Below are 13,754 nucleotides of genomic sequence, written 5' to 3'. Positions count from 1 at the left end.
TCTCATTTGAGAGTCAACATCTGTTTTTCTGCTTCATCCATTTTTCTCAAACGCTCGTTTGTAATGCCCGTAAACACTGGGTTTGAGTGCCACTCTAGTTCTTCTGATGCACTGAGATCGCTTCAAGCTGACGGTTCAAGGCCTCCTTGCGCTCCGTGGGTATGTCGTTCCAGTGCACATCCATCAATGCCCCTTCAATGGCATACAGCAGAACCTTCGACGCTCGAAACCCGCGCGTGCGCACGGCTCGGTAAGCGTCGACCGCCCCCAGGCGACGCAAGTCGGACGCGCTGTGGATGCCCACCGCATGCAGCCACTGCGCTGACGTCTTGCCAAGGTTTTTCAGGTGTTGCAGCTCATCGTTCATCAAGCCTCCTTGCGTTGGCCGAATGGTGCGGTGGGTGTCGTGACCAGGCAGCCTGAAAATGAGTGTAGCGTTGAGTAGGAAAAGCGTGGTTCTTTGGTCAGAAAGGGCTGAAAAGATTATAAGGATGGCGCGACGGCGCTTACTCGCAGGCAGGCGCAAAGTGCCCGGCAGGCAGGGGATGTGGCAGGAACTCGGTGTGTGGCGTTACTTGGTGCGGTAGCGCAGGCGAGTACCGAAATTGACCGACATGAGTATTTCGTCAGCCGTGAGTTCGGGCGGGAAATAAGCCCCCGATATCTGCGCATGGGCCAGGCTGGCGCCTTCCAGTGAGCAGCCACGCAAGTCCAGGCCGCGCAGGTCGGCAGAGCGAAAATAGGCGTCGGTGAAGTCAATACCGGTGGCGTTCAGGTCGCGCAGGTCCAGCCCTCGAAAGTCGCCACCGCGCATGTCGATGGGGCCATTTTCAGGGCGCTCCTGGTTGAAGCCGCGAATGTCGTCCTTGTGCAGGAGGGCGTAGAGCGGGGTATCAAGAAGCTTTGGCTGACTCATGATCGCGACTCTGGCTGGCGTTATGGAGCCAGTATAGTGCCACTATCGCTGGGTCGCGCGCCGAAGACGACGACGCGACCAAGAAATATTTCTTACAGGCCCGGCAGGTGTTGACGGATATGCCCGACCAGCGCGTCGAGCGTCCCGCTTTCATTGGTCTCCACACGCTTGCTGAGCAGCAGCTCCTCGGTAGTCAGCGGGTCACGACTGGCTTGTTGCTCTTCGATAACGGCCAGTGTGGCGTCAGACGGATCGTTTTTATCCGCCTGGCGTTGTGCCAGCCAACTGGTGATAACGGCTTGCGGGGCGTTGCAGTCGAGGATCAGGAACGGCGCGCCAGTGGCTTCGGCAACCTGGGCGGCGGCGTCACGCTGCGCGCGTTTCAAGAACGTGGCGTCCAGCACCACCGGGTAGCCGGCGCGCAGCACGGTGTCGGCAATCTCGTTCAGGCGTGCGTAGGTGGCAGCGCTGGCGTCCTGATTGTAGATACCGGCCTGCAGGGTGTTCTCTACCTGTTGTTCGCCAAACAGGCGCTTGCGCTCTACGTCCGAACGCAGGCGTACCGCGCCCAGGGCTTCGACCAGGCGCATGGCCACGTGGCTCTTGCCCACGGCTGAAACGCCATGGGTGATTGCCAGGAAGCGCGAAGGGATAGTGCTGTAGCTTTCCGCCAGGTTGGCGTAGTTGCGGTACTGGCGCAGGGTGGTAGCGCGTTGCACCGGGTTGGCTTCGCTGGGCATGCTGAACAGCGCAACCTTGGCGCGTACCAATGCACGGTAGGCTTTATAGAAGTTCAGAAGCTCCAGGCCCTGGTAGTCGCCGGTCAGCTCCAGGTACTGGCTTATGAAGCGCCGTGCCAGGCATTTCAGGCCGCGATCTTCCAGGTCCATCGCCAAAAAAGCGGTGTCGGCGTACACGTCGGTAAAGCGGAAAGGCTCGTTGAACTCAATGCAGTCGAAGATCACCACGCGGCCATCGATCAGCGTGGCGTTGCCCAGGTGGATATCGCCGTGGCATTCACGGGTATAACCGTCGAGCTTGCGCTGCGCAAGCAGAGGCTTGAGGCGTTCGAAGCTGCTTTCAGCCCAGGCTTGCAGAGCCTCCAGCTGAGTCAGGTCGGCCTTGTCGCTGAGGAATGGGCGGATTTGGTCGAAGTTCTGGCGTACCGGAGCCATCACCTCTTCCGGCGTGCCGGCGGGGTGATCTTGCGGGACTTTGGGGGCGCTGAGGTGGAATTGCGCAATCTGCTTGGCCATCTCATCGATGTGCGCGCTGGTCAGTTCGCCGTTGGCTTGCAGGGTGCTGAGCATCTGGCTTTGCGGGAACTGGCGCATTTTCAGCGCGTACTCGATGGCTGGGCCGTCGCCACCCAGTTGCGGCGCCTCGGCAGTGCCGGTAATCGGCAACACTTCAAGATACAAATCTTCGGTCAGGCGCTGGTTGAGGCGCAGTTCCTCGCGGCAGAAATGCCCGCGGTCGTCCAGATTGGTGAAGTCCAGGAAGCCGAAGTTCATCGGTTTCTTCAGCTTATATGCATAGGGGCCCGTCAGTATCACCCAGGAAATATGGGTCTCGATGACTTGAAACGCGTCAACCGGATGAGGGTACAAGGCCGGGTTTTGCAGGGCAGCGATCAGGGTCTGGCTCACGGGCGATCCTTCAAAGTCGGGGGAAAATCATGGGGGGCATTATGGCTGCTGATGCCAGTCGTGCAAACCGCTGTCCGGCTCATGTTGATCATCAATAAAGTGCGTATAATCCGCCGCCATGACTCGAACCCGATCTCCCCGTTCCCGTAAAAAACCTCCTTCCCGCGGCCCGCGCCCTTGGCTGGGCTGGGTGATCAAGCTTGGCCTGGTGGGCCTTGTGGCGGTCGCCGGCCTTGCGGTGTACCTCGATGCCGTGGTGCAGGAAAAATTCTCCGGCAAGCGCTGGACGATTCCGGCCAAGGTGTATGCACGCCCGCTGGAGCTGTTCTCTGGTCAGAAGCTGAGCAAGGAAGACTTCCTTACCGAGCTCGATGCGCTGGGCTACCGCCGCGAACCCGTGAGCAATGGCCCTGGCGCTGCGGCGGTCAGCGGTAATACCGTCGACCTGAACACCCGTGGCTTCCAGTTCTACGAAGGCCTGGAAAAAGCCCAGCCGGTGCGCGTGCGTTTCTCTGGCGATTATGTGGCTGAGCTGTCCTCGCTCAATGGCTCCAAGCTGCCGGTGGTGCGTCTCGAACCGTTGCTGATCGGCGGTATTTACCCGAAGAACCTTGAAGATCGCATCCTGATCAAGCTCGATCAGGTACCACCGTATCTGCTGGAAACCCTGGTCGCTGTCGAAGACCGCGATTTCTATAGCCACTGGGGTGTTTCTCCGAAGTCGATTGCCCGCGCTATCTGGGTCAACACTTCCGGCGGCAAGATGACTCAGGGCGGCAGTACGCTGACGCAGCAACTGGTCAAGAACTTCTACCTGACCAACGAGCGCAGCCTGACCCGTAAACTCACCGAAGCCATGATGGCGATGTTGCTGGAGCTGCATTACAGCAAGCAGGAAATCCTCGAGGCTTACCTCAACGAGGTATTCGTCGGGCAGGATGGCCAGCGCGCCGTGCACGGTTTTGGCCTGGCCAGCCAGTTCTTCTTCGGGCAGCCGTTGTCCGAATTGAAATTGCATCAGGTTGCGTTGCTGGTGGGGATGGTCAAGGGGCCGTCCTATTACAACCCGCGCCGCAACCCGGAGCGTGCGCTTGAACGTCGCAACCTGGTGCTCGATGTACTGGAGCAGCAGGGTGTGGCCACCGCTGAACAAGTGGCCGCTGCGAAAAAAATGCCACTGGGTGTGACAACCCGCGGCAAGCTGGCGGATAGCTCGTTCCCGGGCTTTATCGACCTGGTCAAGCGCCAACTGCGCGAAGACTACCGCGACGAAGACTTGACCGAAGAGGGGCTGCGGATCTTCACCAGCTTCGACCCCATCCTGCAGATGAAGGCCGAAGCATCGGTCAACGACACCTTCAAGCGCCTGACTGGCCGTAAAGGCTCGGATGAAGTCGAAGCCGCCATGGTCGTGACCAACCCGGAAACCGGCGAGGTCCAGGCCATGATCGGCAGCCGCCAGGCCAGTTTTGCAGGCTTCAACCGCGCACTGGATGCCGTGCGGCCGATTGGCTCGCTGGTCAAGCCCGCGGTCTATCTCACGGCACTGGAAAAACCCAGCAAGTACACGCTGACCAGTTGGCTGTCCGATGACCCGCTGTCGATCAAAGGTGCGGATGGCCAGGTATGGACGCCCAAGAACTTCGACCGCCGCTCTCATGGCACGGTGTTCCTGTATCAAGGATTGGCGCATTCCTACAACATCTCGACCTCGCGCCTGGGGCTTGAAGTCGGTGTGCCGAATGTGCTGAAGACCCTGGCGCGACTGGGGATCGAACGTGAGTTCCCGGCGTTCCCGTCCATGCTTCTGGGCGCTGCGGCCATGACGCCGATGGAAGTGACCACCATGTACCAGACCCTGGCCAATGGTGGCTTCAATACGCCGATGCGCGGTATTCGCAGTGTGCTGACCGCCGATGGCGAACCGCTCAAGCGCTACCCGTTCCAGATTCAGCAGCGCTTCGACGCCGGCTCCATCTACCTGATCCAGAACGCCATGCAGCGTGTGATGCGCGAGGGTACAGGGCGTTCGGTCTATAGCGTGCTGCCGTCGAACCTGACCCTGGCGGGCAAGACCGGTACCAGTAACGACTCTCGCGACAGCTGGTTCGCGGGTTTCGGCCAGGATGTACTGGCCGTGGTATGGCTGGGGCGCGACGACAATGGCAAGACGCCGTTCACCGGTGCGACAGGCGCGTTGCAGGTATGGACCAGTTTCATGCGCAAGGCTGACCCGTTGCCGCTCAACATGCCGCAGCCGGACAATATCGTGCAGGCCTGGATTGATCCGCACACCGGCCAAGGCTCCGATGCCAACTGTCCGGGCGCGGTGCAGATGCCGTATATTCGCGGCAGCGAACCACCACCCGGCGCCGCGTGCAGTGGCAGTGCCCCTGCTGACGCGGATTCGGTGATGGATTGGGTCAAGGGCTGGATGAATTAAGCAAAGAGGGTTTCAAGTGAACAAGTTGTGGATTCCAGCCATTACGGCTCTGGCTTTGCTCGGCGGTTGCTCCAGCGTGCAGCGCGGCTCTATCCCTGTGGTGGACTCAAGCACGTCCGTCTCCAATAACGACCGCATTTCGGCCAATGGTGGCTTCCGTCAGACCGTGGTCAAACGGCCTGCCCAAGCTGCAACCCAGGCAATTCCACAGGATTCCGGCGTCGTAGTGATGGTGCCCGGCAGTGGGGCTGCAACCTCGGCGCCTATCAGTGCCGAACCATGGACCCCAGGCCCGAGCACTTCCGGGCCGGTGAACTCCACGCCGATTCAAACCGCGCCGGTCAACCAGGGCACCTACAACATGCCTTCTACGCCGAGCGGTATTCCGTCATCGTCCAATGCGGGCGGGTTGTCGGCTGACGAACAACTCGATGGCCCGGTGCTGGCGTTGCTCACAACCGCACAGCAGCAGCAGGCGGGTGGCGATTTGAATGGCGCCTCGTCGAGCCTTGAACGTGCCCAGCGCGTGGCGCCGCGTGAGCCACAAGTGCTCTATCGCCTGGCCCAGGTGCGCATGGCCCAGGGCGATGCGCCCCAGGCGGAGCAGTTCGCTCGCCGTGGCCTGAGCCTGGCCAATGGGCGCCCAGACCTGCAAGCCAGCCTGTGGGCCTTGATCGGGGATGCGCGTGCAGCCCAAGGCGATGCAGCGGGTGCTGCGCAGGCACGGCAAAAAGCCAAGGTCAGCCTCTGATGGATGCGCGTTTTCCCGCGATTGCCGAGCAGTTATTGCTGATCGAGCGCGAACTGCGCGTTCAGGGCTGGTGGGATGAAGTCTCCCCCAGTGCTGAAGCGCTCAGCAGTGTCGAGCCCTTTTCCGTCGATACCCTGGACTTCCACCAGTGGCTGCAGTGGATCTTCCTTGCGCGTATGAAGCAGATCCTGGAACAGGACCTGCCCTTGCCGAATGCGTCGGGGATCCTGGAAATGGCCGAGATGGTCTACGCCGACCGGCCGCGGGAGAGCCTCGGCTTGCGTAACGCGCTGAAAAAGTTCGATCAATTGATCGTCGACGCTCGTTAATTGCCTGACTGCCGGTTTTTCCGGCAGTCTTGCGCACATTTCTACCGCTTGACGACATTCAGGCGAGTTTTATCCCTCCTCAAAGCCCTTTCTTCTACGTTCTCATGCGCTTAGTTGGAAAAAAGCGCAATTATTGCTTGACTTGAAGGGCGTGAAACAGAAGAATCCAAAGTCCGCTGTATCGGGACTGCCAGAAGCAGGCCCGCTCAGCAGATCATGAGGCGCACATCCGCGCCGACCTGTAACACCCGCAACGCGTTACCTCGCGCTGGGTGGGAAAAGCCCGCAACACTTGGGACGATCCCAATACTTGCTCAGTCAGTGCTGACGTAGTCGGCGACCACCGTCGCTCATGCTCTGTTGAGAAGTAAACCTATTAAGACCCGTCGGTTTTTTAACGGACGGTATTCTGGCGTTTTAGAGGTGAACAACGTGGAGCTTTTATCTGGCGGTGAGATGCTCGTCCGCTTTTTGCGTGACGAAGGCGTCGACTATATCTACGGGTACCCAGGTGGTGCTCTGCTGCATGTCTACGACGCACTGTTCAAGGAACCGGCTGTTACCCACATCCTGGTTCGCCACGAACAGGCCGCGACCCATATGGCTGACGGTTACGCCCGTGCCACCGGTAAAGCCGGCGTGGTACTGGTAACGTCCGGCCCAGGCGCAACCAATGCCATTACCGGCATCGCGACTGCGTATATGGACTCCATCCCGATGGTGATCATCTCTGGCCAGGTGCCTAGCACCATGGTCGGCACCGATGCATTCCAGGAAACCGACATGATCGGTATTTCCCGCCCGATCGTGAAACACAGCTTCATGATCAAGCACGCGTCGGAAATCCCGGAAGTCATGAAAAAGGCGTTCTACCTCGCCCAGTCCGGTCGCCCGGGCCCTGTGGTGGTTGATATCCCGAAAGACATGACCAACCCGGCCGAAAAATTCGAATATGTTTTTCCCAAGAAAGCCAAGCTGCGTTCCTACAGCCCGGCCGTCCGCGGGCACTCGGGGCAAATCCGCAAGGCGGCAGAAATGCTCCTGGCGGCCAAGCGCCCCGTGTTGTACTCCGGCGGTGGCGTGATTCTGGGCGGCGGTTCCGCTCCGTTGACCGAACTGGCCAAGTTGCTCAACCTGCCGGTGACCAACACCCTGATGGGCCTCGGCGCATTCCCGGGTTCGGACCGTCAGTTCGTCGGCATGCTCGGTATGCACGGCAGCTACACCGCCAACCTCACCATGCACCACGCCGATGTGATCCTGGCCGTGGGCGCGCGGTTCGATGACCGAGTGATCAACGGCGCGAGCAAATTCTGCCCGAATGCCAAGATCATCCACATCGACATCGACCCTGCGTCCATCTCCAAGACCATCAAGGCCGATGTGCCAATCGTGGGTCCTGTAGAGAGCGTATTGACCGAAATGGTCGCTGCGCTCAAGGACATCGGCGAAACGCCGAACAAGGAATCCGTTGCCAGCTGGTGGAAGCAGATCGACGAATGGCGCGGTGATCGCGGTCTGTTCCCTTATGACAAGGGTGACGGCAGCATCATCAAGCCACAAACCGTGATCGAAACCCTGTGCGAAGTGACCAAGGGCGACGCCTTTGTGACCTCCGACGTGGGCCAGCACCAGATGTTCGCGGCGCAGTACTACAAGTTCGACAAGCCTAACCGCTGGATCAACTCCGGTGGCCTGGGCACGATGGGCTTTGGTTTCCCTGCGGCCATGGGTGTGAAACTGAGCTTCCCGGATGCCGACGTTGCCTGCGTCACCGGCGAAGGCAGCATCCAGATGAACATCCAGGAACTGTCGACGTGCCTGCAATACGGTCTTCCGGTGAAGATCGTCTGCTTGAACAACGGCGTGCTCGGCATGGTTCGTCAATGGCAGGACATGAGCTACGGTAGTCGTCACTCCCATTCCTACATGGAATCGTTGCCGGACTTCATCAAGTTGGTTGAAGCCTATGGCCACGTCGGCATTCGCATCACTGACTTGAAAGATCTGAAGCCGAAGATGGAAGAAGCGTTCGCCATGAAGGACCGTCTGGTGTTCATCGATATTCAGGTCGATACCAGCGAGCACGTCTATCCGATGCAAATCAAAGACGGCTCTATGCGCGACATGTGGCTGAACAAGACGGAGCGTACTTAATCATGCGGCATATTATCTCCCTGCTTCTGGAGAACGAACCCGGCGCCTTGTCCCGTGTTGTCGGCCTGTTTTCGCAACGCAACTACAACATTGAAAGCCTGACCGTGGCCCCGACCGAAGACCCGACCCTGTCGCGCCTGACGTTGACTACTGTGGGCCACGATGAGGTGATCGAGCAGATCACCAAGAACCTCAACAAGCTGATCGAAGTGGTCAAGCTGGTCGACCTGTCGGAAAGCGCCCACATCGAGCGCGAACTGATGCTGGTCAAGGTCAAGGCCACGGGTGCCCAACGTGCCGAGATCAAGCGCACTACCGATATTTATCGCGGGCAGATCGTCGATGTGAGCGCCAGCGTTTATACCGTTCAACTGACCGGTACAAGCGACAAGCTGGACAGCTTCATCCAGTCGATCGGGACGGCCTCGATTCTGGAAACCGTACGCAGTGGTGTCACCGGGATTGCCCGTGGCGACAAAGTACTCAGCATCTAACCCAAATTAGCGAATGGCCTCACGGCCTGGATATATAGAGGAACCTCATGAAAGTTTATTACGATAAAGATTGTGACCTGTCGATCATCCAGGGCAAGAAAGTCGCCATCATCGGCTACGGTTCCCAGGGCCACGCCCAAGCGTGCAACCTGAAAGACTCCGGCGTTGACGTCACCGTTGGCCTGCGCAAAGGTTCGGCCACCGTAGCCAAGGCTGAAGCCCATGGCCTGAAAGTGACCGACGTTGCTTCTGCTGTCGCGGCTGCCGACCTGGTCATGATTCTGACCCCGGACGAGTTCCAGTCCTCGCTGTACAAGAACGAAATCGAGCCGAACATCAAGAAGGGCGCTACCCTGGCCTTCTCCCACGGCTTCGCGATTCACTACAACCAGGTTGTACCGCGTGCTGACCTCGACGTGATCATGATCGCGCCGAAAGCACCGGGCCACACCGTGCGTTCCGAGTTCGTCAAAGGCGGCGGTATCCCTGACCTGATCGCGATCTACCAGGATGCGTCGGGCAATGCCAAAAACGTTGCACTGTCCTACGCTGCTGGCGTGGGTGGCGGTCGTACCGGCATCATCGAAACCACGTTCAAGGACGAGACCGAAACCGACCTGTTCGGTGAGCAAGCCGTTCTGTGCGGCGGTACCGTTGAGCTGGTAAAAGCCGGTTTCGAAACCCTGGTTGAAGCTGGCTACGCGCCGGAAATGGCCTACTTCGAATGCCTGCACGAACTCAAGCTGATCGTTGACCTCATGTACGAAGGCGGCATCGCCAACATGAACTACTCGATCTCCAACAACGCCGAATACGGCGAGTACGTGACGGGCCCTGAAGTGATCAACGCCGAGTCCCGCCAGGCCATGCGCAACGCCCTGAAACGTATTCAGGACGGCGAATACGCCAAAATGTTCATCAGCGAAGGCGCTACCGGCTACCCTTCGATGACCGCCAAGCGTCGTAACAACGCCGCTCACGGTATCGAAGTCATCGGCGAGCAACTGCGCTCCATGATGCCGTGGATCGGTGCCAACAAGATCGTCGACAAAGCCAAGAACTAAGTCGTACGCATCAAGGGAAAACGCGGCTTAGGCCGCGTTTTTTCGTTTGAGGGGTTGGTTCTGGTATAAAGCTGCATCGTTTGCAGGCGAACACTCGCTGCAAGTATCTGTCGAATTTTTTCACACCGTTGCAAGGTAAAGTCCATGAGCGAACGTCCCGAAGAGCCAAACCAGGCTTCCGACGCCGAAAGCATGCTGCCGATCGATGAACATGTCGAAGAAGGGCATGACGCCGAAGGCCGCAAGGTCCGGCATCGTGGCATCTATCTGCTGCCCAACCTGTTCACCACGGCGAACCTGTTCGCCGGCTTCTACTCCATCATCAACTCCATGAGTGCCCAGAGCGCGCTGGCGGCGGGTGATGCGGCGAGTGCCAGCAAATACTTTGGCTTTGCTGCTATCGCAATTTTCGTGGCCATGGTGCTCGACGGCCTGGATGGTCGCGTGGCGCGCATGACCAATACTCAAAGCGCTTTTGGCGCCGAGTACGACTCGCTGTCGGACATGGTCGCCTTCGGTGTTGCCCCCGCATTGCTGGCATTTGCCTGGGCATTGGGTGACATGGGCAAGGTTGGCTGGATGGTTGCCTTCATCTATGTCGCGGGTGCCGCTTTGCGCCTGGCGCGCTTCAACACCCAGGTGGGGACTGCCGACAAGCGCTACTTCATCGGCCTTGCCAGCCCGGCAGCGGCGGGTGTTGTCGCGGGGATTGTCTGGGCGTTCAGTGATTACGGGATTCAGGGATCGAAGATGTCGTTCCTGGTTGCCCTGATGGTGGCAGCGGCCGGCATGCTGATGGTCAGCAACATCAAGTACAACAGCTTCAAGGAATTTGACCTCAAAGGGCGCGTGCCTTTCGTGGCCATCCTTGTGGTGGTGCTAGTGTTCGCGGTCGTGTTCAGTGATCCACCGCGTATCCTGCTGCTGGCGTTCCTGGCCTACGCCGCTTCGGGTCCGATTCAGTACTTGTTGCGTCTGCGTCGGGACAAAACATTGTCTTAATGTAATTTCCCCCATACTCCGCAGTCTATTGGTGCATCAGTTCTCCAACGCTGCGGAGTTACCATGTTAATCAAATTACCCAAAGCGTCCGATTGTCACGAATCGGACGTCACGCCTGAATCCTTCTATCTCTCTCGCCGCAGCCTGCTCGGTGGTGCGCTTGCTGGTATTGCCGCCAGCAGCTTGCCGCGTTGGGCCAGTGCGAGCGATGCTTCGCGGTATGCCGACGTCGAGCCGGGCAGCGCGCCCAACTGGTTTACGGAAAAACTTCCGAACACGAAGTGGCAATCGGTGACGGTCAAAGATGAGGCCATCACGCCATTCAAGGATGCAACTCACTACAACAACTTCTATGAGTTCGGGACAGGCAAGGGCGACCCGGCAACGAATGCGGGCTCGCTCAAGACGCAGCCCTGGAGTGTCGTGATTGATGGTGAAGTCGCAAAACCTGGGCGCTATGCCCTGGAGGACTTCATGAAACCCTATGCGCTGGAAGAGCGCATCTACCGTCTGCGTTGCGTCGAGGCATGGTCCATGGTGATTCCGTGGATAGGCTTTCCCATCTCGGCGTTGCTCAAGCAGGTCGAGCCAACCTCCAAAGCCAAGTACATCCGTTTTGAAACCCTCCAGGATCCCAAGAGCATGCCTGGGCAACGCTCAAGTTTCGGCTTGATCGACTGGCCTTATGTGGAAGGGCTGCGCCTGGATGAGGCGATGAATCCTTTGGCGATCCTCGCTGTGGGCATGTATGGGCGGGAGTTGCCTAACCAGAACGGCGCGCCGTTGCGCTTGGTGGTGCCGTGGAAGTATGGCTTCAAGAGTGTGAAGTCCATCGTACGTATCAGTCTGGTCAGTGAGCAGCCGAAAACGACCTGGCAAAGTATTGCTGCCGATGAGTATGGGTTTTATGCGAATGTGAATCCTACGGTCGATCATCCGCGCTGGACCCAGGCGCGGGAGCGCCGCCTGCCGAGCGGCCTGTTCAGTCCGAATGTGCGCCAGACGCAGATGTTCAATGGCTATTCGGATGAGGTCGCTTCTTTATATGCAGGCCTCGATCTGCGGAAGAACTACTGATGCGCTACCCCATCTGGCGCATCGGCGTGTTTGTAGCCGCAGCAGTGTGGCCATTGCTCTGGCTGTATGAAGCGTGGAGTTCTGCGCTGGGGCCTGATCCAGGCAAGGTGCTCGTTGATCGCCTGGGTTTGGGGACGCTCATTTTATTGCTGATCACGCTTGCTATGACGCCGCTGCAGAAATTGAGCGGTTGGGCGGGGTGGATAGCGGTGCGGCGACAGTTGGGGCTGTGGTGCTTTGCTTATGTTGTGCTGCACCTGGCGGCCTATTGTGTGTTTGTCCTGGGGCTGGATTGGTCGCAGCTCGGCGTAGAGTTGAGCAAGCGGCCCTACATCATTGTGGGGGCGCTGGGGTTTGTTGCTCTCCTTATCTTGGCCGTCACGTCGAACCGCTATAGCCAGCGTCGGTTGGGGAGTCGATGGAAGAAACTGCATCGTCTGGTCTATGTGATTCTTGGGCTCGGTTTGCTGCACATGCTATGGATAGTGCGGGCGGACCTGAAGGAGTGGGCCATCTACGCGTCTATAGGTGCGCTACTTCTGTTGATGCGGGTGCCGCCGGTAATGCGTCGAATCCCTCGCCTTATTGCTAAAAAAGCGCCTTCTGCCACAAAAGCGTAATTAAGCCTTGACGGCAGATTCTGGAAGCCTATAATTCGCCCCACTTCCGGCGCAGTCGAAACGGAAAACTTCTTGGTAAACAATGAGTTATGCAGTTATCGACAGCAAGTTGCTTCAGTTCATCGAAGCCAAAAGGAAGTTGAAAAAGAGGTGTTGACAGCAGCGTGTAACGCTGTAGAATTCGCCTCCCGCTTACGAGAGATCGCAAGCGCAAGTGGTTGAAGTTGTTGAAGAAGTCTTCGAAAACTTCTGAAAATAACCACTTGACAGCAAATGAGGCTGCTGTAGAATGCGCGCCTCGGTTGAGACGAAAGATCTTAACCAACCGCTCTTTAACAACTGAATCAAGCAATTCGTGTGGGTGCTTGTGGAGTCAGACTGATAGTCAACAAGATTATCAGCATCACAAGTTACTCCGCGAGAAATCAAAGATGTAACCAACGATTGCTGAGCCAAGTTTAGGGTTTCTTAAAAACCCAAAGATGTTTGAACTGAAGAGTTTGATCATGGCTCAGATTGAACGCTGGCGGCAGGCCTAACACATGCAAGTCGAGCGGTAGAGAGAAGCTTGCTTCTCTTGAGAGCGGCGGACGGGTGAGTAATGCCTAGGAATCTGCCTGGTAGTGGGGGATAACGTTCGGAAACGGACGCTAATACCGCATACGTCCTACGGGAGAAAGCAGGGGACCTTCGGGCCTTGCGCTATCAGATGAGCCTAGGTCGGATTAGCTAGTTGGTGAGGTAATGGCTCACCAAGGCGACGATCCGTAACTGGTCTGAGAGGATGATCAGTCACACTGGAACTGAGACACGGTCCAGACTCCTACGGGAGGCAGCAGTGGGGAATATTGGACAATGGGCGAAAGCCTGATCCAGCCATGCCGCGTGTGTGAAGAAGGTCTTCGGATTGTAAAGCACTTTAAGTTGGGAGGAAGGGTTGTAGATTAATACTCTGCAATTTTGACGTTACCGACAGAATAAGCACCGGCTAACTCTGTGCCAGCAGCCGCGGTAATACAGAGGGTGCAAGCGTTAATCGGAATTACTGGGCGTAAAGCGCGCGTAGGTGGTTTGTTAAGTTGGATGTGAAATCCCCGGGCTCAACCTGGGAACTGCATTCAAAACTGACTGACTAGAGTATGGTAGAGGGTGGTGGAATTTCCTGTGTAGCGGTGAAATGCGTAGATATAGGAAGGAACACCAGTGGCGAAGGCGACCACCTGGACTAATACTGACACTGAGGTGCGAAAGC

Annotated in this window: 12 protein-coding genes and 1 rRNA gene (1 of these 13 cut by a window edge); 10 read left to right on the top strand and 3 right to left on the bottom strand. The window is 57.9% G+C overall.

Features of this window, described 5'->3' with window-relative positions; genetic code table 11:
* Positions 1–94: 94 nt before the first annotated feature.
* The 3 genes from AB4P90_RS24455 to AB4P90_RS24445 form a co-directional block, all read right to left on the bottom strand.
* On the bottom strand, positions 95–367 hold the full coding sequence (locus AB4P90_RS24455; RefSeq protein ID WP_003194139.1) for a TfoX/Sxy family protein: 273 nt from the start codon (positions 365–367) through the stop codon (positions 95–97).
* 204 nt (positions 368–571) lie between these two features.
* A complete protein-coding gene (locus AB4P90_RS24450; RefSeq protein ID WP_014719933.1) occupies positions 572–916 on the bottom strand; it encodes a pentapeptide repeat-containing protein in 345 nt (114 codons plus the stop codon).
* A 92-nt stretch (positions 917–1,008) separates the two neighbouring features.
* Positions 1,009–2,565 carry a bifunctional aminoglycoside phosphotransferase/ATP-binding protein gene (locus AB4P90_RS24445; RefSeq protein ID WP_014719932.1) on the bottom strand — a complete coding sequence of 519 codons (1,557 nt, stop codon included), beginning with the start codon at positions 2,563–2,565 and terminating at the stop codon, positions 1,009–1,011.
* Positions 2,566–2,683: 118 nt separating this feature from the next.
* Here AB4P90_RS24445 and mrcB point away from each other — a divergent pair, with 118 nt between their 5' ends.
* The 10 genes from mrcB to AB4P90_RS24395 form a co-directional block, all read left to right on the top strand.
* Complete coding sequence (gene mrcB, locus AB4P90_RS24440) at positions 2,684–5,008, top strand: penicillin-binding protein 1B (protein ID WP_014719931.1); 2,325 nt, start codon at positions 2,684–2,686, stop codon at positions 5,006–5,008.
* A 16-nt stretch (positions 5,009–5,024) separates the two neighbouring features.
* Entirely contained in the window at positions 5,025–5,759 is a 735-nt protein-coding gene (locus tag AB4P90_RS24435) for a M48 family metallopeptidase (RefSeq protein WP_032902681.1), read from the top strand.
* Positions 5,759–6,088 (top strand): YqcC family protein, encoded by a 330-nt coding sequence (locus tag AB4P90_RS24430; RefSeq protein WP_014719929.1) that lies wholly within the window; start codon positions 5,759–5,761, stop codon positions 6,086–6,088. The genes AB4P90_RS24435 and AB4P90_RS24430 overlap by 1 nt, the downstream gene beginning before the upstream one ends.
* 432 nt (positions 6,089–6,520) lie before the next feature.
* Positions 6,521–8,245, top strand: a complete 1,725-nt coding sequence (locus tag AB4P90_RS24425) for an acetolactate synthase 3 large subunit (RefSeq protein WP_014719928.1) — start codon at positions 6,521–6,523, stop codon at positions 8,243–8,245.
* A gap of 2 nt (positions 8,246–8,247) precedes the next feature.
* Complete coding sequence (gene ilvN / locus AB4P90_RS24420) at positions 8,248–8,739, top strand: acetolactate synthase small subunit (RefSeq protein WP_003176102.1); 492 nt, start codon at positions 8,248–8,250, stop codon at positions 8,737–8,739.
* A 47-nt stretch (positions 8,740–8,786) separates the two neighbouring features.
* Positions 8,787–9,803 carry a ketol-acid reductoisomerase gene (gene ilvC / locus AB4P90_RS24415; protein WP_003194132.1) on the top strand — a complete coding sequence of 339 codons (1,017 nt, stop codon included), beginning with the start codon at positions 8,787–8,789 and terminating at the stop codon, positions 9,801–9,803.
* 144 nt (positions 9,804–9,947) lie between these two features.
* Positions 9,948–10,805, top strand: coding sequence for a CDP-diacylglycerol--serine O-phosphatidyltransferase (gene pssA / locus AB4P90_RS24410; RefSeq protein ID WP_014719927.1), 858 nt, complete (start codon positions 9,948–9,950; stop codon positions 10,803–10,805).
* Positions 10,806–10,868: 63 nt separating this feature from the next.
* On the top strand, positions 10,869–11,882 hold the full coding sequence (gene msrP, locus AB4P90_RS24405; RefSeq protein ID WP_032902680.1) for a protein-methionine-sulfoxide reductase catalytic subunit MsrP: 1,014 nt from the start codon (positions 10,869–10,871) through the stop codon (positions 11,880–11,882).
* Positions 11,882–12,502, top strand: a complete 621-nt coding sequence (msrQ, locus tag AB4P90_RS24400; protein WP_020301783.1) for a protein-methionine-sulfoxide reductase heme-binding subunit MsrQ — start codon at positions 11,882–11,884, stop codon at positions 12,500–12,502. The genes msrP and msrQ overlap by 1 nt, the downstream gene beginning before the upstream one ends.
* A 488-nt stretch (positions 12,503–12,990) precedes the next feature.
* Positions 12,991–13,754, top strand: a 16S ribosomal RNA gene (locus AB4P90_RS24395); it runs 773 nt beyond the window's last position.

It is taken from the genome of Pseudomonas sp. B16120 (genome assembly GCF_044218845.1).
GTDB lineage: Bacteria > Pseudomonadota > Gammaproteobacteria > Pseudomonadales > Pseudomonadaceae > Aquipseudomonas > Aquipseudomonas paracarnis.
The sequence above is the reverse complement of the archived record's forward strand: the minus strand, read 5'-3'. Positions and strand labels throughout refer to the sequence as shown.

Excerpts from the sequence above, each read along its gene's own strand:
- ilvN (WP_003176102.1), top strand. The coding sequence starts at position 8,248 with ATGCGGCATATTATCTCCCTGCTTCTGGAGAACGAACCCGGCGCCTTG.
- pssA (WP_014719927.1), top strand. The coding sequence starts at position 9,948 with ATGAGCGAACGTCCCGAAGAGCCAAACCAGGCTTCCGACGCCGAAAGC.
- AB4P90_RS24455 (WP_003194139.1), bottom strand. The coding sequence starts at position 367 with ATGAACGATGAGCTGCAACACCTGAAAAACCTTGGCAAGACGTCAGCG.
- mrcB (WP_014719931.1), top strand. The coding sequence starts at position 2,684 with ATGACTCGAACCCGATCTCCCCGTTCCCGTAAAAAACCTCCTTCCCGC.
- msrP (WP_032902680.1), top strand. The coding sequence starts at position 10,869 with ATGTTAATCAAATTACCCAAAGCGTCCGATTGTCACGAATCGGACGTC.
- AB4P90_RS24430 (WP_014719929.1), top strand. The coding sequence starts at position 5,759 with ATGGATGCGCGTTTTCCCGCGATTGCCGAGCAGTTATTGCTGATCGAG.
- ilvC (WP_003194132.1), top strand. The coding sequence starts at position 8,787 with ATGAAAGTTTATTACGATAAAGATTGTGACCTGTCGATCATCCAGGGC.
- msrQ (WP_020301783.1), top strand. The coding sequence starts at position 11,882 with ATGCGCTACCCCATCTGGCGCATCGGCGTGTTTGTAGCCGCAGCAGTG.
- AB4P90_RS24450 (WP_014719933.1), bottom strand. The coding sequence starts at position 916 with ATGAGTCAGCCAAAGCTTCTTGATACCCCGCTCTACGCCCTCCTGCAC.